Below are 20877 nucleotides of genomic sequence, written 5' to 3' on the forward strand. Positions count from 1 at the left end.
GTTCATTGCTTAACCGAACGATAGCAAAAGAATAAATACTGCTTGACCGTTTTAGCGCAACTCCCTATAGTAGCGCCCCGTTGCCCACCCAAGGTGAGCAGCAAAACAATATGGTGAGGTGTCCGAGTGGCTGAAGGAGCACGCCTGGAAAGTGTGTATACGGCAACGTATCGGGGGTTCGAATCCCCCCCTCACCGCCATATTTGAAGAAGAGCTCGTACGCAAGTACGGGCTTTTTTTTCGCCTGTTGCACTCCCCCGGGGGATGAGAAGCCCCGACCGGGGTTCGACAACTGGCGCCAGCCAGTTGGACAGATGACGAGCCTGCGAGGAATCTGCCCGGAGGGCGAGCGCAGCGAGTCAATCCCCCCCTCACCGCCATATTTGAAGAAGAGCTCGTACGCAAGTACGGGCTTTTTTTTCGCCTGTTGCACTCCCCCGGGGGATGAGAAGCCCCGACCGGGGTTCGACAACTGGCGCCAGCCAGTTGGACAGATGACGAGCCTGCGAGGAATCTGCCCGGAGGGCGAGCGCAGCGAGTCAATCCCCCCCTCACCGCCATATTTGAAGAAGAGCTCGTACGCAAGTACGGGCTTTTTTTTCGCCTGTTGCACTCCCCCGGGGGATGAGAAGCCCCGACCGGGGTTACCCCCGGCGCTCCTGTTTTATCAAGCGGCGTGACGCCTTTTCCAGTATCTCCCCATCCCCAGCAACATGCTAAAAGACGCCGGCAGTACGGTTAACGTGACGAGCGTGGCGACGATCAGCCCGCCAATGATGGCATACGCCATTGGCCCCCAGAAGGCCTGGTGAGAGATGGGGATCATGCCCAGGATTGCGGCGCAGGCGGTCAGAAATATTGGCCTGGCCCGGTGCTCCGCGGCGGCAATAATGGCGGCGTCGCTTTCCATGCCCTGAGCGAGATTATTGTCGACCTCACTGATCAGTATCACGGCATTGCGAATAATCATCCCCGCCAGCGCGATCGCGCCGAGCAGAGCCACAAATCCCATGGGCGTATCGCTCGGCAGCATGGCCATGACGATCCCCGGCAAGCCGAACGGGGCCATGAACAGAGCCAGCAGCATACGGGAATAGCGCCGCAGCTGGAGCATCAGCAGTAACAGCATCACCCCGAGGGTGACGGGTAAAATATCAAATACCGAGCTGTTGCCTTTTTCGGACTCCGCGACCACCCCGCCTTCAACAATGCTGTAACCGCTGGGTAGACCCGCGCGCAGTTTATCCACCGTCGGGCGCAAACCGTCCGATACGCCTTCTGCCCGCATCCCCGGCGCGAGGTCGGTTTGTACGGTGATAAACGGCAACCTTTGCCGACGCCAGAGTACCGGATCGTCCACTCCCCAGACCGGCGTGGCTACCGCGCCAAGGGGAATTTTTTGTCCATCGCGCCCCTCCACCGTCAGCGATGACAGGGTGGCAAGATTCAACCGCTCGCTGTCATTCGCCCGCAGCACCACGTCAACCAGCCGATCGTCATCCCTTATCGACGTCACCGTCGTGCCGGACCAGACGGTATTAAGCGTCTGCGCCAGACTCTGCGACGACACCCCCGCCGCCCGCGCGGCGGTCTGGTTCACCTGCAGAACGAGGGTTCTCTCCGGCTCGCCCGCGGTCTGATTCACCTCCCGGGTTAGCGGCGAGCGCCCTATCGCCTCGGCCAGTCGCCCGGCATACTCTCTGACTTTGAGATAATCCGGCCCGCTGACCCGGTATTTGATCGGCCAGCCCACCGGCGGCCCCAGCTCCAGCGGCGAAACGCGCGAGGTTAGATCGCTGAATTGCGTGGCCAGCAGCGCATTTAACTGTTCCCGCAGGCGGTCCCGGGCGGCCAGATCCTTCGCCACCACGACCAGCTGCGCCGTATTTTCATTATCCAGCAGAACATCCATCGGTAAGTAAAAGCGGATAGCGCCCGAACCCACATAGGTCGAGTAATGGTCAATATTGCGATTCCCGGCAAGCGCCCGTTCCAGCCTTTCCGTTTGTTTCTCCGTTGCAGACTGCGAAGCATTGGCCGGCAGCGTCAGGCTGACCAGCAGCTCCGGACGATCGGATGAGGGGAAAAACTCCCCCTGCATAAACGTTGTGCCATACACCGATAGCCCCAGCGCGGCCAGCGCAATTCCCAGGGTGGCGAGCCGGTGGCGCAGCGCCGTTCGCAGAAGCCGTCCATATCCCCGCGCCATTCGACCCGGGCCTGCGGCATGATGTTTAAGCTTTTCCGGCAGCAGCCATGCTCCGGTCAAAGGAGAGAACAGAATCGCCACGATCCATGAGCTCAGCAGCGCCATCAGCACCACGGCAAACAGCGAAAAGCAGTATTCGCCAGCGCTGGATGAGGCAAAACCGACGGGAATAAACCCGGCAATCATAACCAGCGTACCGGTCAGCATCGGAAATGCCGTGGTTTTGAAAGCATAGGTCGCCGCCCGCCGTCGCGTATCCCCGGCCTCCAGCCGGGATACCATGGTTTCCACGGCGATCATGGCATCATCCACCAGCAGCCCAAGCGCAATAATCAGGGCCCCGAGAGAGATACGCTGCAGGCCGATGCCTGCCAGCATCATTCCGGCAAAGGTCATCGCCAGCACCAGCGGGATCGCCGCGGCCACCACCAGCCCGGCCCTTAATCCCAGGGAGACAAAAGAAACCGCCAGCACAATCAGCACGGCTTCCACCAGCACCCGGACAAACCCGCTTACCGCGCCGCTGACCACCGCCGACTGGTCAGCCACTTTCACCATCTCAATACCGTGCGGCAGCCCGGCACCGATGGCGCTCATTCTGTCGTTCAACGTCGCGCCAAAGCGCAGCATATTTCCCGTTGGCGCCATGGAAATCGCCAGACCAATGGCAGGACGCCCGTTAACGCGATACGCCGCAGAAGGCGGTTCAGCCGCTCTTCTCTCGATGGTGGCAATGTCGGTCAGGGGAAGATAGCGATCGTTAATGCGCAGGGTGACGGCGCGTAAGCTCTCTTCGCTCCTGAGCGCCCCGCTGACGTTTATCGTCATCTTCTCCTGCCCGGTGCGCAGAACGCCGGCCGGAACTACCGCATTCTGGGCCCGCAGAGCATCCGTAACCTGCTGAATGCTGAGCCCCATACCGGCCAGTCGGGCGGGTGAAAAAGCGATCGCAATCTGCTCCTGCTGTTCGCCAAGCAGAACCGTTTTGCCGATATCCGGCACGGACATCAGTTCACGGCGGATCGTCTCCACCTGCTGGCGCACCTCCCGGAGGGTATATCCGTCAGGAATAAAGGCATAAATCGTGCCGTACGTGTCGTCAAACTCATCGTTCACGTTCGGCCCCTGCGCGCCTTCGGGCAGCGATGGCGCAATATCCTGCATTTTTTTGCGGATCTGATACCAGATCGCCGGGACTTTTTGCGCCGGCGTGTCATCACGCAGATTAATATAGATAACCGTTTGTCCGGCCCGGGTTTCACTTTCGATATAATCGAGCCAGGGCGTTTCCTGCAATTTTTTTTCCAGGACGTCCGTCACCAGATGGGTCGTGTCCGTTACCGATGCGCCCGGCCACTGCGCAGAGACTACCGCCGTTTTGATGGTGAACGCCGGATCTTCATTACGCGGCAGCAGCGTATAGCTGAGCGAACCGATAACCATCATCAGCAGCATAAAAAAGCTGACCATTTGCGGGTTTTCCAGCGCCCAGGCGGAGAGATTAAAGGTATTTTTTGACGGCGCTTTTTTCACGGCTGCTTCTCTCCGGCGACGACTTTTTCCCCCGGCCGAAGTTTACTTACGCCCGCGGTAATAACCCGGTCGCCGGGCATAAGTCCGGAGGCGATGATAACGGAAGAAGCCGTGTAGCTGGCGGGAACGACAACGCGCAGCTGCGCCTGCATCTGCGGGGTAATCACAAAGACGGCCGGTTTTTCTCCGCAACGGCTCAGCGCCGAAGCCGGTACCGCGTAACCCGCCGAGCCTGATGACGGCAGCCTTACTGTGACGCTGGAACCCAGCGCCATCGCGGCGGGCGGTTTCTTGAGGGTCGCCCTGACGCGCCATGTCCGGGTCTGGGGATCGGCCTGCGGGCTAATATCACGCAAAATGGCGAAAGCGTTCACCCCGGCATCGCTGAGCAAAGCAACCTGAAATTCCTCCGCCCTTTGCGCCTCAACCTTAGCGGGATCCGGGATATCAAACACCACGTCGCGCGCCTGCCCGGCCGCCAGCGTCACCACCGTCTCACCGGCGTTGACGACCTGACCGGGAGAGGCGCTGACCGCCGTAATGATCCCCTCACCCGGCGAGGTCAGGCGAGTCCAGCCAAGGCTTTCCCTGGCGTTGCGCAAAGCGGCCTCGCTGCTCTTCACCCGGGCGCTGGCGACCAGCCAGTCCGCCCGCGCGCTGTCGAGCTGGGAGCGGGCGATTGCCCCTGTCGCGATGAGCTTTTGCATCCGGCTAATGTTCAGCGCGGCCACCCGGGCGGTCGCTCTGGCGCTCTCTTCGTCAGCCGTCGCGCTATCCAGCTGGTTTTGTGCGCTGGTATCGTCAAGCGTGGCCAGCAGCTGCCCATAATTGACCCGATCGCCAATATCCACCGCGCGCGTCATCATCCTGCCCGCCGTACGAAAGCTCAGGGCCGTCTCATCGTGCACATGGATCTCGCCGGTTCTTTCCAGAGAGGGAAGCGTTGCCGGGGAGCCGATGACCACGTAGCGCACCGGGCGGGCCGGCGCCGGCTTATCGCCGCTTTTATCGCCGCAGCCCACCAGCGGTACGATCATCAGGGCCAGTACGATCGGCGGCAGCAGCGCAAACCAGGGTAGCGATCGCTCGGCGCCGAGCAAAGCGTACACGCACTGACGAAGGGAAAGAACTAACTCATATAACATAACGCCACTCCGTTCGGGAAATGGCGCCATTACATGACACATTAATCGAGAATGGCTCGACGTTCTGTCAAGGGATTATCAAGATGCGCTCTTTTCTTCCGCGCCGGGGTCGTACGGCAGATGAACGCGAATCAGCAGACCGCCGCTCGCCGGTAGCGCCGCGCTAATACGCCCCCCGTGCGCCGCGCAGATAGCGCGCGCAATGGATAATCCCAGGCCGCTGCCGCCGGAGTGTCTGGCGCGGGACGCCTCCTCGCGGGTGAAACGCTGGAACATTTCCGGTAAAAAATGCCGCGCCACGCCGGGCCCGTCATCAACAAAATCGATGAGGTAAGCCCCCTCTTCGCGGCGCAGTTTAATAGAAAGATGGCCCCCCTTGCGCCCATAGCGAACGGCATTTTCCATCACGATGGTAAAGACCTGCCCCATGCGGAAGGCGTCGCCGCGAAAGGGGCATGCCGGCGAAGGCTGAATGGCGATCGTGACGCACTGAGTGTCCGCCTGCGGCGTTAACCATGCGGCTCGCTCCTGCAGGAGCTCATCCAGAGCGAATGGCTGGTCATCCAGGACCAGATTGCCGGCATCCGCGAGGGAAAGAAGATGCAGTTCATCCGTCAGCCGATTCAGATGCTGGAGCTGTTTCATCACCATCTCCAGCTGCTGCGGCTGGGTATCAAAAACGCCATCCAGCATGCCCTGCAGACGGCCAATCGCCGCCGTCAGCGGAGAGCGAAGCTCATGCGCCATCGCCACATGCGAGGCGCGGAGTTCTTTATCGTAGCGGGCCAGCTGGCCGGTCATTTTGTTAAAGTCGGCGGCAAAGCGGATCATTTCCGCCGGCGCGTCCTCAATCAGCTCCGCCTGGCGGCCAAATTGCCCTCCGGTCACGTCCTTCGCCGCATCACGAAGACGGCTGAACTGCAGCGAGAGCGGACGGGCGTAGCGCAACCCCATAACAACAATGAAGGGGATCATGACCAGCACCAGCACCGCGACGGTCACCCAGTCCGCCGAGGCGATAGAGGGCGTGGAATAGCTCAATCCCCACCAGGTATCGACAATCTGGTGAAATCGGGCCGGATTGGCCTCGGGATGGCGGCTGAGCACGATAAATTCCTCGCGCAAGGCGGGCGGCATTTTGTGCATGATCCAGTAGTTCTGCACGGCGAAGCGCAGCCACATACAGGTGGCGATAACAATCACGCTGCCGATAGCCAGCGCCAGAATGCGCCCGCAAATCCAGCGCCAGAGAGAAGAGTGACGGGTCTTGATCATGGTTGTCTGAACCGGTAGCCCACGCCGCGAACGTTGACCAACGCGCCGGATACTCCCGCGGCCTCCAGTTTTTTACGCAGGTTATAAATATGCGTATCCACCACGCGCTCCAGCGCTTCGCTCTCGGGAAGGCAGCGCTCCAGCAGATACTGTCGCGAGAAGGGGCGTACGGGGGCGCGCATCAGCGTGGCCAGAAGCGAAAACTCGGTCGGGGTCAGGTCGAGAATAGACGCAGGTTCCCCCGAGTGACTGACGGTCGCGACAATGGCCGCGACATCAACCTCCAGCCCCTGCCAACGCAGAATGTCTTCCCGGGCGTCGTCTTTGCGACAACGCCGGAGCACGGCCTGAACGCGCGCCACCACTTCGCCAGGGTGGTAGGGTTTGACCACATAATCGTCGGCGCCGTAGCGCAGCGCGCCAATACGATCGGGCATGTCTCCCATTGCGGTCACCATAATCACCGGCACATCGCTTTTCCGCCGCAGGCTGGCCAACACCTCGGTTCCGTTTAGCCCGGGCAGCATCACATCCAGCAGGATCAGGTCAGGCTTCCAGCGCTGCGCCATATCCAGCCCGGAGAGTCCGTCCATGGTCACCGCCACGTCATAGTTTTCCCGGCGTAAATAGGCCTCAAGCACGCCGGCCGCGTCGGCGTCATCTTCAATTATCAGCACTCTTCTGGACAACATCTGTTCACCTTGACCGTTTCTTAACACTATCCCGACCGTTTATTGATTTAGCAAAACCATACTGCAGCGGCATTCTGCGGCGTCCCCGATCGGACGGCGCCCGTTTCCATATGGAGAACAGTATGATAGCCAGAAAAATTTCGCCGTATATGGTCGTGCCGTTTTTAATGGCGATAACGCCCGGCGCGCGCGCCGATGAAGCCGCCGCGCCTTCTGACGGGCTGACTATCGGGGTGGGGGGAAAGTACGCGCCTCGTTACAGCGGTTCTGACAAGCAGATTTGGCAGGTGGTTCCCGTACTACAGGGGCGGAAAGGCGCTTTCTTTATTGATAGCCAAAAAGGCATAGGCTACGACCTGTCAGGCGACAGCGGCCTCTACTTCGAGCACACGCTCGGTTACGACCTCGGGCGAGCGGAAAAAAACTCGAGCTGGCGCGATGGGGCTAATACGCTGAAGGGGATGGGTAATATTAAAGCCACCATGAATACCGCCTTCGCCGTCGGCTGGTCGGTCACGCCGTGGCTCACCGTTGAAGGCAAGGCTACGCTTCCGCTCACCGACGCCCAGGGCGCGCATTATCAAACTTCCGTCACCCTCCTGCTGGTTCAAAACCCGCAGGATATCGTTGCTTTACAGTCCGCCGCGCTGTTTGGCGACAGCCGGTACGTCAATACGTTTTACGGGGTTGATCGCCGGCAGAGCATCCGTTCCGGCTATCGACCCTATCGCGCAGCCGGCGGATTTTACGGCATCGACAGCGCGCTGACCTGGAGCCATCAATATAACGAGCATTGGGGCTCCATACTCAGCGCCGGCTATAGCTGGCTCGGGGAACACGCTGCTGAGAGCCCGCTCGTCTCACGGCGCAATGAAGGTACCGTGACGGCGGCAATCACCTGGACATTTTGAGCTACAGGTCAGCGACAATGATTCCCTTATATAGCAGTAAACTACCGTTATTTTCGTTTATAGCGGCCTGGATAGCGTGATGAAAAAAACCAGAAACCCCGACCACGCTAATGATAAACTTCTGCAGCGTTACCTTTAAATGTTAAGGAAAGAAAATGAGCACCATTGCCGTTGTTGTTCTGACTTACGTTAAACCGCTTGAGGAAGTAGACGCCCAGCTTGCTGCGCACGTGGAGTGGCTGAAGCAAGGGTACGCTGACGGAATATTTCTCGCTTCGGGGCGTAAAATCCCCAGGTCCGGCGGCGTGATTCTGGCTAAAGGCGATGATCTGGATGCGCTGCAAAACCGGCTGAGCCAGGATCCGTTCCAGCAATCGGGCGTAGCGAAAGTCGATATCATTCCTTTTGAAGCAACGATGGCCAGCCCCTCACTGCAGGCTCTCCTGTAGTGCGCTAAAAACAAAGCCCGGTCACCCGGGCTTTGCAGACTCAAAAGGACTCAGTAGTAGGCTTTCAGCGCGCGCTGGCAAAGCGTTGAGCGCACGCAATCGTCGGTCGTAAAGCGCACAATACCGACCATCTCATCTTCCTCAAAACGCGCCAGCGCATCGCTCAGGCCCGAGCGGACCCCAGAAGGCAGGTCGCACTGGGTAATGTCGCCGTTAACGATAACCGTCACGTTCTCCCCAAGGCGGGTCAAAAACATCTTCATTTGCGCAGCGGTCACGTTCTGGGCCTCGTCCAGAATCACCACCGCATTTTCAAATGTACGTCCGCGCATATAGGCGAACGGCGCGATTTCCACCTTGCCGATTTCCGGGCGCAGGCAGTACTGCATAAAGGAAGCCCCTAACCTTCTCACCAGCACGTCATAAACCGGGCGGAAATAGGGAGCGAACTTCTCGGCGATATCTCCCGGTAAGAAGCCAAGATCTTCATCGGCCTGCAGAACGGGACGGGTAACAATAATTCTGTCCACATCCTTATGGATCAGCGCTTCAGCTGCTTTTGCCGCGCTAATCCAGGTCTTACCGCACCCGGCCTCGCCCGTCGCGAAGATCAGCTGTTTATTGTCGATGGCATTCAAATAATGCGCCTGAGCGTCATTGCGCGCTTCGATTGGCGAGGCGTCGCGGCTATCCCGCGCCATGCCAATGGCTTCTACGCCACTCATTTGCACAAGCGATGTGACCGATTCTTCTTCGCGCTGCTTATGGCTTCGCGAATCCTGTCTCAGCACACGTTTGGCCTCACGACGAGCTCTGGTCACTGCTTTTTGTCTTCCCATGGATAGCACCTTGCGTTGTTGGTTTACATCACACGCGTCACGATCGACGCGATTATGCGCACTAACGATTGAGGTTTGGCTTCCTTGTAAGCCATTGCTTGCCTGACGAATTGGCAGAGGGTCACGGCTACGCGCACCGGTAACCTTGCCTGGGTTCGGGTTTTCTTTACTAGAAGAGGAGGATTTTACGGTGTGAAAATCGCGGCCGGAAGTTGGGCTCCCGTGCTGATGAGTACGGTCTGGGGTTTGACGTTTTCCGTTACAGCAATCGGGCATTCGCGATCTCCATAATGAAACGAGACTACTGCCGAGAACTACCGCGCCTGTAATAAGTACATCAGAAATAATTCTAAGCGCAACTTATTTTTCACATACAGACAACAAATAATTCTCATCACAGCTGAGGAGAGTTTCCGACTATAAGATTACAGAAAAATGAAACAAGGCAGGAAATACAAAAAATGAATGGAAAAACAGCAGAAAACGCCCTGCCCTCGCGGGCAGGTACGTCAGGCTTCGAGCAGCGATTGCCCGAGATAATGCCGATCGTCGATAACCCCCGGCAGAACAAAGAAATAGCCGCCGCCAATGGGCTTCACGTACTCTTCCAGCGCTTCACCGTTCAGGCGCTTTTGCACCGTCAGAAAGCCTTTTTCCAGATCGTGCTGGTAGCAGACAAACAGCAGCCCCATATCCAGTTGCCCGGAATTGGTCACCCCCTGCGAATAGCTGTAGCCCCGGCGCATCATCAGGCTGGATTGCGTTTCCGGGGTACGCGGGTTGGCAAGACGAATATGGCTATCGAGCGCAATGGTATCGCCGTCAGGGTCTTTGCTGTAATCCGGCACGTCGTGCTCGTGCTGCATCCCAAGCGGCGCACCGCTCAGCTTATCGCGACCAAAAATGGTCTGCTGCTCTTTCAGCGGCGTACGATCCCAGAACTCAACGTGGAACTGAATAATCCGCGCCGCCTGATAGCTGCCGCCCGTCGCCCACGCGGGCTCTCCCTGGTCGGCGGTTACCCACACCACCTTATCCATTAGCGCCTTATCGGTGCTGACCGGATTCGCGGTGCCGTCTTTGAAGCCCAGCAGGTTAACCGGCGTCTCTTTACCCTTGCTGCGCGCGGCGCTGTCGGAGATAAACCCTTCCCGCTTCCAGCGCACGCTAAGCAAATCCGGGGTGTGCTTAATCACGTCGCGCAGGGCGTGAATCACCGTATCCTGGGTGTTGGCGCAAATTTGCAGCAGCAGATCGCCGTGGCACAGCGCTGCATCCAGCGAATCGTTCGGAAAACGCGTCATCTTCTGCAGCGTCTTCGGCGCCTGATTAGCCAGGCCGAAACGCTCGTCAAACAGCGAATGCCCTACCGAGACGGTGATCGTCAGGTTATCCGGCGCGATCCACGGTCCGAGAATGCCTGAGTCCATCGGCGGCAGGCGCGGGTTCGGCGTCTCCGGCGCGGGACCGCCTTTGGTCAGAAAGGCGATACGCCCGGTCAGCAGGCGAAACAGGCGCTCAAGGTCCGCTTTATCGCTGGCGAGCACGTCAAAAGCGACAAGCATCATCGACGCCTGCTGCGGCGTCAGCACGCCGGCCTGATGTGGACCATAAAACGGCTGCGCTTCCATACGCGCGTTTGGCGACAGCGTGCCCGGAGAGCTGTTGTCTTTAGCCGCGTGCGCCACCGGGCAGCCGCCGGTTATCGCCAGCGCGCCGATCCCTTTTAACAACCGCCGCCGGGACGGTTCATTAACATCATATTTTTGCTCAGCCATCGACTTAGTCCAGACCCAGGATCCCGCGCAGCTGGGCCAAATCTTCCGCCAGCGTGGTGATCGGGCCTTTCAGCGCGTTGCGATCGGCATCCGTCAGCTTGTCATAGGTCTCGAAGCCGTCTTTGGTGCGGTATTTGCTGAGAATGGTATCCACTTTTTTGAAGTTGGCGTCCACCTTCGCCAGCAGAGCGCTGTTCTCTTTCTGCAGCTGCGGACGCAGCAGGTCGACGATTTTCTGCGCGCCGTCAATGTTGGCCTGGAAATCCCACAGGTCGGTATGGCTGTAGCGATCTTCTTCGCCGCTGATTTTGCTGGCGGCCACTTCTTCAATCAGCCCGGCAGCGCCGCCGACTACTTTTGACGGCGGGAACGCCAGTTCGCTAATGCGTTTTTGCAGCTCGAGAACGTCGGCGTTCAATTGATCGGCATAGTTATCCATTCCCTTGACGCTGTTATCGCCAAACAGCGCTTTTTCCAGCCGGTGGAAACCGGTGAATTTCGGATCTTCGGCTTTTTTCTCGTAGTCATCCTCGCGGGCGTCAATGCTGCCATCGAGGTCGGAGAACAGCTCGGCGATCGGTTCAATACGTTCGTAGTGCTGGCGCGTCGGCGCGTACAGCGCTTTCGCCTTCTCGATATCGCCCGCTTTCACTGCATCGGTAAAGGCTTTGGTACCGCTAACCAGCTCCGCGGTCTCGGCGGTAACGTAGGCTTTATAGGCGGTAATGGCTTCACCCAGGCTGAGCAGCGCATCGGCTTTGGCGGCATCTTTGGTCGCCTCGCCGGTCACCGTCAGTTTGCCTTTAGGGTTGGTCAGCAGACCGCAGGTCATATCATATTCGCCCGGCTGCAGGTTGGCCGTCAGCTTTTGCGTAAAGCCGGGAGCGATATTCTCCCGCTCTTCCACCACCATCACCCCTTTCAGAATCTCCCACTCCAGCGCTTTCTGGCTGTGGTTCTGAATGATGAACTGGGTTTTACCCGCCTTCACGGTGACGTTCATCGGCTCGCACTGTTTGTCGGTGACGGTCACTTTGACCTGCGGAATATCGGCCGCCTGGGCGTAAAAAGCCGAGCTGAACAGCGCAGCGAGCGTAAGCTGCAGCGCATTACGACGAAAATGATTCATCATGACCATCCCTTTCGATAAGTATGTTGTCACTATTGCAATCCGCGATGCCCGACTACGCTGCCCGGGATGCGGTGGTTTTTTTTCCCGGCGGCGAGACGTACAGCGCCAGCGCCGGGATCAAATAGATAAAGTAGACCGCCACTTCGCTGACGGTCGGCGTTTCCTGATAGCCAAAGATCCCCTCCAGCAGCGTGCCGAATAGCGTGTGCGTCGAAATGACGTTGCTCAGGTCGAAGGCGACCTCCTGAAAATGGTTCCACAATCCGGCCTCATGGAAGGCGCGGATAGCTCCTGCGGCGAGGCCTGCGGCCACCAGTAAAATAAACAGGCTGGTCCATTTGAAGAAGACGCCGAGATTCATGCGGATACCGCCCCAGTAGATCAGGAACCCTAAAACGATGGCCGTCGCCAGACCGAGCATCGCCCCAATGGGCGGCCAGATCCCGACATCCTGCTGGAAGGCGGCGAGCAGGAAAAAGACCGATTCCAGGCCTTCACGCGCGACGGCGAAAAAGACCATCATCACCAGCGCCCAGCCGTGATTGTTCCCGCGCTGGAGGGCATTATCGACCGCCTGCTCAAGCTGCTGTTTGACGTTGCGCGACACTTTACGCATCCAGAACACCATCCACGTCAGAATGCATACCGCCACCACTGCCACGATGCCCTCAAACAGCTCCTGCTCGCGCTGCGGAAACTCACCGGTGGTTTCGTTGATGAAGATGCCCAGGCCCAAGCACAGCGCCGCTGCAAGCAGCACCCCAATCCACATTACGCCAATCCAGCTGCCGCGCTGGGTGCGTTTCAGATAGCTGGCAATCAGGCTGACAATCAGCGCAGCTTCCAGGCCTTCACGTAACATGATGAGAAATGGGACAAACATGCCAACACCCTTAAATGTGAACCGCAGTCAACTGATGCAAAGATAGGTAAATATTTCTGATAGTGATTATCATTACAATAATCAGAAACACAAGTGAAATGTGGAGTGAATGATGACGATTTGTAAATTAATCGCGAACAAATAATGACTTGCGCGATTATCTCGCAGCCCGGGCCCCACGGGGCAGGAGAAGGGGATTTTTTGCGGTGGATATTTACCCGGCTGCGCAGCTGTGGCTAAATGGCGGCCTTATTGACCTGCGAAATAAACGACATGACTCAATTCTTGCACTTCCTGCTGGCGCTGGTGGTTATCCTCGCCCTTGCCTGGCTCGCCAGCTATGACCGTAAAAAAATCCGCATTCGCTATATTATCCAGCTAATTGTTATTGAAGTTGCCCTGGCTTTCTTTTTTCTCCACGCCGAAAGCGGCCTGTGGCTAGTGAAAAATATTGCTTCCTTTTTTGAATCCCTGCTCGGTTTTGCCGCCGAAGGCACCAATTTTGTATTTGGCGGCATGAGTGAAAAAGGGCTGGCGTTTATTTTCCTTGGCGTGCTGTGCCCCATCGTCTTTATCTCCGCGCTCATCGGTATTCTTCAGCACTGGCGTATTCTGCCGATTTTCATTCGCCTGATTGGCACCCTGCTGTCAAAGGTTAACGGTATGGGCAAGCTGGAGTCCTTCAACGCGGTCAGTTCGCTGATCCTCGGACAATCAGAGAACTTTATTGCCTATAAAGGCGTGCTCGGCGACCTCTCTTCACGCCGCCTGTTCACCATGTCGGCCACCGCGATGTCGACGGTTTCGCTCTCCATCGTCGGCGCTTATATGAGCATGCTCGACGCGAAATACGTCGTCGCCGCGCTGATCCTGAATATGTTCAGCACCTTTATTGTGCTGTCGATCATTAACCCGACGCGTCCGGGCAGCGAGGAGGAGATCAAGCTTGAAAAGCTGCATGAGTCCCAGAGTTTCTTTGAAATGCTCGGTGAATATATTCTGGCCGGTTTTAAAGTCGCGATGATTATTCTGGCGATGCTGATCGGTTTTATCGCCTTAATTAGCGCGATTAATGCCCTCTTCGCCACGATATTTGGCCTGAGCTTCCAGCAGATCCTCGGCTACGTCTTTTATCCGCTGGCGTGGCTAATTGGCATTCCGCTTAGCGATGCGCTGAACGCCGGGAGTATTATGGCGACGAAACTGGTGGCCAATGAATTTGTCGCCATGATTGAGCTGCAAAAAATAGCCGCCAGCATGACGCCGCGCGGGCTGGGAATTTTATCCGTGTTTCTGGTTTCCTTCGCCAACTTTGCCTCTATCGGCATTATCGCCGGGGCGATTAAAGGCCTGAACGAGCAGCAGGGGAATATCGTTTCCCGCTTCGGCCTGCGCCTGGTGTATGGCGCAACGCTGGTCAGCCTGCTCTCCGCCAGCTTCGCGGGGCTGGTGCTGTAAATACAGCGCGTTGGCCTGTTATCCCGGGTAAGGCGTTAGCCGCAACCCGGGAATGTCATCGGATTCAAGTTAAAAATGTACGCACACCGGCTGGTCAACGCGCATCACCGACTCCTGCGCAAAGCGTGATTTATAGGTAGTGCGCAGCGCCTCAATCCCCTCTTCGCTCTTCGCATCTTTACCGTGAATCAGCATCAGCGCTTTGCTCTGCTCGCGCGCCACGGTACCGTCATTGCCCAGCCACTGCCCGCGCGCGTCAAAGACCGTCAGGCCATCGCGAAAGCGCGGCGTCACGTCGCGGTCAACGAACTGCTGCCACTCCTGAGCGGTGATATCCTTCCCGGCCGGACGGCTTAAGCCGAAATAGAGCGTGGTTTGCACCATCGCGTTATCCGCCGGGCAGGCGCTAGCATCAACCGCCGGGGTGGTCTTCGCGGCAGGCGCTACGCAGCCGCTCAATAATCCTGCCAGCACCAGCGCCACTGCACCCTGTCTGAAACTCATTTCGCTACCCTCATTGTTATTTGTGCTGAGATATCAGCGTATTTTCAAACGATTAGCAAGAGGCATAAATAACAAAGCCCGCAGAGCGCGGGCTTGATGAGGCTGCAGAGGCTTACTCGGCGGTCGCGCGTACCGGCGGCGCGGAGTGATAATGGGCGTCCGCTTCGGCGAAGCGTCGCTGCATCTCGGAGGAAGGCGCTTTACCCAGCAGGCTGAAGACCACAATCCCCAGGCTACCAAAGATAAAGCCTGGGATGATTTCATACAGGCCCAGCCAGCCGAACTGCTTCCAGACGATGACCGTGACCGCGCCGATGATCATCCCGGCCAGCGCGCCGTTCCGGGTCATTCGTGACCACATCACCGAGAACAGCACCACCGGGCCAAACGCCGCGCCAAAGCCTGCCCATGCGTAGCTCACCAGACCCAGCACGCGGTTCTCCGGGTTGGCTGCCAGGGCGATAGACACCAGCGCCACAACCAGCACCATAAAGCGTCCTACCCATACCAGCTCTTTCTGACCGGCATTTTTACGCAGAAACGCTTTATACAGATCTTCGGTAATCGCGCTGGAGCACACCAGCAGCTGGCAGCTCAGGGTCGACATCACCGCCGCCAGAATCGCCGACAGCAGGATCCCGGCAATCCACGGATTGAACAGAATCTGCGCCAGCTCGATAAATACGCGTTCGGCGTTCTGGTTGACCGCCCCGGCAACGCCCGGGTTGTTATTGAAGTAGGCAATACCAAAGAAACCGACGGCAACGGCGCCCGCCAGGCAGAGGATCATCCAGGTCATGCTGATACGACGAGCGTGAACGATGCTGTGGTGCGAGTCCGCCGCCATAAAGCGCGCCAGAATATGCGGCTGACCAAAATAACCCAGCCCCCAGCCCATCAGCGAAATAATCGCAACAAAGTTCAGGCCCTTGAGCATATCGACGTTCTCAATACTCTTTTGCTTAATCACTTCCAGAGAATCGCCAAAACCGCCGACGGAAATGACCACCATCACCGGCGTCAGGATCAGGGCGAATATCATCAGGCTGGCCTGGACGGTATCGGTCCAGCTCACCGCGAGGAAGCCGCCGACGAAGGTATAAATAATGGTTGCCGCCGCGCCGGCCCACAGCGCGGTTTCATAACTCATGCCAAAGGTGCTTTCAAACAGACGTGCGCCGGCCACAATCCCGGAAGCGCAATAGATGGTGAAAAATAACAAAATCACCAGCGCCGAGATAATTCGCAGCACGCGGCTTTGATCTTCAAAGCGGCCGGTAAAATAATCCGGCAGCGTCAGGGCGTTATTATTGACTTCGGTATGCACCCGCAAACGCCCCGCCACCAGCTTCCAGTTAATCCATGCACCTAACGTCAGGCCAATGGCAATCCAGCTTTCGGAAATACCGGAAATAAATATCGCCCCTGGCAGCCCCATCAGCAGCCAGCCGCTCATATCGGAGGCCCCGGCGGAGAGCGCCGTGACGAATGGGCCAAGGCTGCGGCCGCCGAGAATATAATCATCAAAGTTCTTCGTCGAACGCCAGGCAATAAAACCGATGAGTACCATGCCAAAAATATAAACAATAAAAGTCACCAACATGGGTGTGCTAATAGCCATGTAAAAATCTCCAGAATTTTTGTCGACAGCGTCCAAATTTGTCGTTTTATCCACTACCGGAACGGGGCAATGGCCTATTGGTTGTATTGGGCGACCGTATCCTGACGGAAGCTTTGTTTTTTCACAAACGATTTAACACAGCATTTACACGAAATGCTTCCGGGACCAAACTTCATTTTGTTATAGGTTGCACTCTCTCACGTTTTTAGCGGTTGCACCACGCAAAAGTGTTAAGTGACGCATAGAAATACCTTATTAGACAGGGGATAAATATCTGCTATTTTCGTCATTATTTTTAACAATCCCGGCGTTTTACTACCTGCCACACAATTCTCAATTAACAAGGTTGCACAAAGTTGCAACATGGTAGATATTTCTACGCAACCTCATCTTGGCACGAAGACGTTCTATTACAGGAGTTCCTGACATGGGCACCACCACCATGGGTGTAAAACTTGACGACGCGACGCGTGAACGTATTAAATCCGCGGCGAGCCGTATTGACCGCACGCCGCACTGGCTGATTAAACAGGCCATTTTCAACTATCTGGAAAAGCTGGAAAACGACGAGACGCTGCCGGAGCTGCCGGCGCTGCTGTCCGGCGCGGCCAACGAAAGCGATGAGGCCGGTAACCCGGCTGACGAACCTTATCAGCCCTTCCTCGATTTCGCCGAGCAGATCCTGCCGCAGTCCGTTTCCCGCGCGTCAATCACCGCCGCCTGGCGCTGGGCCGAAACCGACGCCGTACCGATGCTGCTGGAGCAGGCTCGCCTGCCGCAGACTCTCGGCGAACAGGCGCACAAGCTCGCGTATCAGCTGGCGGAAAAGCTGCGCAATCAGAAAACCGCCAGCGGCCGCGCCGGAATGGTGCAAAGCCTGCTGCAGGAGTTCTCGCTCTCCTCACAGGAGGGCGTGGCGCTGATGTGCCTGGCGGAAGCGCTGCTGCGCATTCCGGACAAAGCCACCCGCGACGCCCTGATCCGCGACAAAATCAGCAACGGCAACTGGCAGTCGCATATCGGCCGCAGCCCGTCGCTGTTCGTCAACGCCGCCACCTGGGGGCTGCTGTTTACCGGCAAGCTGGTCTCGACCCATAACGAAACCAGCCTGTCGCGTTCGCTGAACCGCATTATCGGCAAGAGCGGCGAGCCGCTGATTCGTAAAGGCGTCGATATGGCGATGCGCCTGATGGGCGAGCAGTTCGTCACCGGCGAAACCATCGCCGAAGCGCTGGCCAACGCCCGCAAGCTGGAAGACAAAGGCTTCCGCTACTCCTACGATATGCTCGGCGAAGCGGCGCTGACCGCCGACGATGCCCAGGCCTATATGGTCTCCTACCAGCAGGCGATCCACGCCATCGGCAAAGCCTCCAACGGACGGGGTATTTATGAAGGACCGGGCATTTCGATTAAGCTCTCCGCGCTGCACCCGCGCTACAGCCGCGCCCAGTACGACCGCGCGATGGAAGAGCTTTACCCGCGCCTCAAGTCGCTGACCCTGCTGGCGCGCCAGTACGATATCGGCATCAACATTGACGCCGAAGAGGCCGATCGGCTGGAGATCTCTCTCGATCTGCTGGAAAAACTCTGCTTTGAGCCGGAGCTGGCGGGCTGGAACGGGATTGGCTTTGTCATTCAGGCCTACCAGAAACGCTGCCCGTTCGTGATTGACTACCTGATCGACCTCGCCACCCGCAGCCGCCGTCGCCTGATGATTCGTCTGGTAAAAGGCGCCTACTGGGACAGCGAAATCAAACGCGCGCAGATGGACGGCCTCGAAGGCTATCCGGTCTATACCCGCAAGGTCTACACCGACGTCTCCTATCTGGCCTGCGCGAAAAAGCTGCTGGCGGTGCCGAACCTGATCTACCCGCAGTTCGCAACCCATAACGCCCATACCCTGGCGGCAATTTATCAGCTGGCCGGGCAGAACTACTACCCTGGACAGTACGAATTCCAGTGCTTGCACGGCATGGGCGAGCCGCTGTACGAGCAGGTCACCGGTAAGATCGCCGATGGCAAACTCAACCGCCCGTGTCGTATTTACGCGCCGGTTGGCACCCACGAAACGCTGCTGGCGTATCTGGTGCGCCGTCTGCTGGAAAACGGCGCCAACACCTCGTTTGTTAACCGGATCGCCGACAGCACCCTGCCGCTGGATGAGCTGGTTGCCGACCCGGTCGCCGCGGTGGAAAAACTGGCCCAGCAGGAAGGTCAGGTGGGCCTGCCACACCCGAAAATCCCGCTGCCGCGCGATCTCTACGGCAAGGGGCGCAGTAACTCAGCTGGCCTGGATCTGGCCAATGAGCATCGTCTGGCCTCCCTCTCCTCCTCGTTATTAAACAGCGCGCTGCACAAATGGCAGGCGCTGCCGATGCTGGAGCACCCGGTGGCCGAAGGCGAAATGCAGCCAGTCATCAACCCGGCGGAGCCAAAAGATATCGTCGGCTACGTGCGCGAAGCCAGCGATGACGAAGTTCAGCAGGCGCTGACCAGCGCGGTTAACAACGCGCCAATCTGGTTCGCCACCCCGCCGCAGGAGCGCGCGGCGATCCTCGAACGCGCCGCGGTGCTGATGGAAGGCCAGATGCCGACCCTGATGGGCATCCTGGTACGCGAAGCGGGGAAAACCTTCAGCAACGCGATTGCCGAAGTGCGCGAAGCGGTGGATTTCCTCCACTATTATGCCGGCCAGGTGCGCAACGATTTTGACAACGAAACCCATCGCCCGCTGGGCCCGGTCGTCTGTATCAGCCCGTGGAACTTCCCGCTGGCGATCTTTAGCGGACAAATTGCCGCCGCGCTGGCGGCAGGCAATACCGTGCTGGCAAAACCGGCCGAGCAGACGCCGCTGATCGCCGCTCAGGGCGTGGCGATCCTGCTGGAAGCGGGCGTGCCGCCGGGCGTTATTCAACTGCTGCCGGGCCGCGGGGAAACCGTCGGCGCCGCGCTGACTTCCGACGAGCGCGTACGCGGCGTGATGTTCACCGGCTCAACCGAAGTCGCCACCCTATTGCAGCGCAATATCGCCAGCCGCCTGGACGCTCAGGGCCGCCCGACGCCGCTGATCGCCGAAACTGGCGGCATGAACGCGATGATCGTTGACTCTTCAGCATTAACCGAACAGGTGGTGATCGACGTTCTCGCCTCGGCGTTCGACAGCGCCGGACAGCGTTGCTCCGCCCTGCGCGTACTCTGCCTGCAGGATGATATCGCCGACCATACGCTGACCATGTTGCGCGGCGCGATGGCCGAGTGCCGGATGGGCAACCCTGGGCGTCTGACCACCGATATCGGGCCGGTGATTGACGCCGAAGCCAAAGAGAATATCGAGCGCCACATCCAGACGCTGCGCGCCAAAGGGCGCAAAGTCTTCCAGGCGGTGCGCGAAAACGGCGAAGATTCCCGCGAGTGGGCCAGCGGTACTTTCGTTCCGCCGACGCTCATTGAGCTCGACAGCTTCGACGAGCTGAAAAAAGAGGTCTTCGGCCCGGTGCTGCACGTGGTGCGCTATAACCGCAACGAGCTGGAGGGGCTGGTCGAACAGATCAACGCCTCTGGCTACGGCCTGACCCTCGGCGTACATACCCGTATTGACGAAACCATCGCTCAGGTTACCGGCAGCGCCAACGTCGGCAACCTGTACGTCAACCGCAATATGGTCGGCGCCGTGGTCGGCGTGCAGCCGTTCGGCGGCGAGGGCCTGTCGGGTACCGGTCCAAAAGCCGGCGGCCCGTTGTATCTGTACCGACTGCTTTCCAGCCGCCCGCAGAACGCCGTCGGGATCACCCTCGCCCGTCAGGACGCGGAGTACCCGCTGGACGCGCAGCTGAAGACGCTACTGGAAAAACCGCTGGTCGCTTTACAGCAGTGGGCGGCGGATCGCCCGGAACTGCAGGCCCTGTGCCAGCAGTTCAGCGAGCAGGCACAGGCCGGAACCCAGCGTCTGCTGCCCGGGCCAACCGGCGAGCGCAACACCCTGACCTTTATGCCGCGCGACCGGGTGCTGTGCGTGGCCGATAACGAGCAGGACGCGCTCACCCAGCTGGCGGGCGTGACCGCCGTTGGCTGCGAAGTGCTGTGGCCGGACGCCCCTCTGCAGCGCGAGCTGGCGAAAAAGCTGCCGCGCGAGGTCAGCGAGCGGATCCACTTCGCCAAAGCGGAAACCCTGACGACCGAGCCTTTCGATGCGGTTATCTACCACGGCGATTCCGATCAGCTGCGGGAGCTGTGCGAACAGGTGGCGGCGCGCGATGGCGCGATCGTTTCGGTGCAGGGCTTCGCCCGCGGCGAGAGCAATCTGCTGCTGGAGCGCCTCTATATTGAACGTTCGCTCAGCGTCAATACCGCCGCGGCCGGCGGCAACGCCAGCCTGATGACGATTGGCTAAGACCGCTCCCCGGGTCGCGGCTAACGCCTTACCCGGGCTACCCCAACGCAGGCCGCAC

General features: G+C 58.5%; 14 protein-coding genes and 1 tRNA gene. 5 read left to right on the forward strand and 10 right to left on the reverse strand.

From position 1 onward, the window contains the following. Window positions 1–112: 112 nt before the first annotated feature. A tRNA-Ser gene (locus tag ACE3MN_RS16475) sits at window positions 113–200 on the forward strand. A 467-nt stretch (window positions 201–667) separates the two neighbouring features. On the opposite strand, the gene ACE3MN_RS16480 is transcribed toward ACE3MN_RS16475, so the two are convergent. From ACE3MN_RS16480 to ACE3MN_RS16495, 4 genes are all read right to left on the reverse strand, one after another. Next, the gene (locus ACE3MN_RS16480) at window positions 668–3742 is read right to left on the reverse strand and encodes an efflux RND transporter permease subunit (RefSeq protein ID WP_102650306.1); all 3075 of its coding nucleotides are present in this window, start codon (window positions 3740–3742) and stop codon (window positions 668–670) included. Then, entirely contained in the window at window positions 3739–4887 is a 1149-nt protein-coding gene (locus ACE3MN_RS16485) for an efflux RND transporter periplasmic adaptor subunit (protein ID WP_024359569.1), read from the reverse strand. Before ACE3MN_RS16485 ends, ACE3MN_RS16480 begins: the two co-directional genes overlap by 4 nt. 78 nt (window positions 4888–4965) lie before the next feature. Next, window positions 4966–6162 carry a cell wall metabolism sensor histidine kinase WalK gene (locus tag ACE3MN_RS16490; protein ID WP_098066790.1) on the reverse strand — a complete coding sequence of 399 codons (1197 nt, stop codon included), beginning with the start codon at window positions 6160–6162 and terminating at the stop codon, window positions 4966–4968. Then, window positions 6159–6854, reverse strand: coding sequence for a response regulator (locus tag ACE3MN_RS16495; RefSeq protein ID WP_049130613.1), 696 nt, complete (start codon window positions 6852–6854; stop codon window positions 6159–6161). Before ACE3MN_RS16495 ends, ACE3MN_RS16490 begins: the two co-directional genes overlap by 4 nt. 122 nt (window positions 6855–6976) lie before the next feature. On the opposite strand from ACE3MN_RS16495, the gene ACE3MN_RS16500 reads away from it, so the two are divergent. Together ACE3MN_RS16500 and ACE3MN_RS16505 are read left to right on the forward strand one after the other, a co-directional pair. Continuing rightward, entirely contained in the window at window positions 6977–7765 is a 789-nt protein-coding gene (locus ACE3MN_RS16500) for a MipA/OmpV family protein (RefSeq protein WP_024359571.1), read from the forward strand. 155 nt (window positions 7766–7920) lie between these two features. After that, a complete protein-coding gene (locus tag ACE3MN_RS16505; RefSeq protein WP_004871263.1) occupies window positions 7921–8214 on the forward strand; it encodes a YciI family protein in 294 nt (97 codons plus the stop codon). Between the two features lie 50 nt (window positions 8215–8264). On the opposite strand, the gene phoH is transcribed toward ACE3MN_RS16505, so the two are convergent. The 4 genes from phoH to efeU all read right to left on the reverse strand — a co-directional run bounded on the left by phoH (window position 8265) and on the right by efeU (window position 12846). After that, window positions 8265–9053 (reverse strand): phosphate starvation-inducible protein PhoH, encoded by a 789-nt coding sequence (phoH, locus tag ACE3MN_RS16510; RefSeq protein WP_004871266.1) that lies wholly within the window; start codon window positions 9051–9053, stop codon window positions 8265–8267. A 509-nt stretch (window positions 9054–9562) separates the two neighbouring features. Further along, entirely contained in the window at window positions 9563–10831 is a 1269-nt protein-coding gene (gene efeB, locus ACE3MN_RS16515) for an iron uptake transporter deferrochelatase/peroxidase subunit (RefSeq protein WP_102650305.1), read from the reverse strand. Between the two features lie 4 nt (window positions 10832–10835). Next, the gene (gene efeO, locus ACE3MN_RS16520) at window positions 10836–11963 is read right to left on the reverse strand and encodes an iron uptake system protein EfeO (protein WP_024359574.1); all 1128 of its coding nucleotides are present in this window, start codon (window positions 11961–11963) and stop codon (window positions 10836–10838) included. Between the two features lie 52 nt (window positions 11964–12015). Further along, window positions 12016–12846: an iron uptake transporter permease EfeU gene (efeU, locus tag ACE3MN_RS16525; protein WP_004131307.1), complete on the reverse strand. Its 831-nt coding sequence runs from the start codon at window positions 12844–12846 to the stop codon at window positions 12016–12018. 273 nt (window positions 12847–13119) lie between these two features. Between efeU and ACE3MN_RS16530 the strand changes: the two genes are divergently transcribed. Then, entirely contained in the window at window positions 13120–14304 is a 1185-nt protein-coding gene (locus ACE3MN_RS16530) for a NupC/NupG family nucleoside CNT transporter (protein WP_024359575.1), read from the forward strand. A 69-nt stretch (window positions 14305–14373) separates the two neighbouring features. On the opposite strand, the gene ACE3MN_RS16535 is transcribed toward ACE3MN_RS16530, so the two are convergent. Together ACE3MN_RS16535 and putP are read right to left on the reverse strand one after the other, a co-directional pair. Then, window positions 14374–14808: a DUF3574 domain-containing protein gene (locus ACE3MN_RS16535; protein WP_024359576.1), complete on the reverse strand. Its 435-nt coding sequence runs from the start codon at window positions 14806–14808 to the stop codon at window positions 14374–14376. 112 nt (window positions 14809–14920) lie between these two features. Next, a complete protein-coding gene (gene putP / locus ACE3MN_RS16540; protein WP_004871280.1) occupies window positions 14921–16429 on the reverse strand; it encodes a sodium/proline symporter PutP in 1509 nt (502 codons plus the stop codon). Window positions 16430–16856: 427 nt separating this feature from the next. On the opposite strand from putP, the gene putA reads away from it, so the two are divergent. Continuing rightward, a complete protein-coding gene (putA, locus tag ACE3MN_RS16545) occupies window positions 16857–20819 on the forward strand; it encodes a trifunctional transcriptional regulator/proline dehydrogenase/L-glutamate gamma-semialdehyde dehydrogenase (protein ID WP_024359577.1) in 3963 nt (1320 codons plus the stop codon). The last annotated feature ends 58 nt before the right edge of the window (window positions 20820–20877 follow it).

It is taken from the genome of Klebsiella grimontii (assembly GCF_042137965.1).
GTDB classification, from domain to species: domain Bacteria; phylum Pseudomonadota; class Gammaproteobacteria; order Enterobacterales; family Enterobacteriaceae; genus Klebsiella; species Klebsiella grimontii.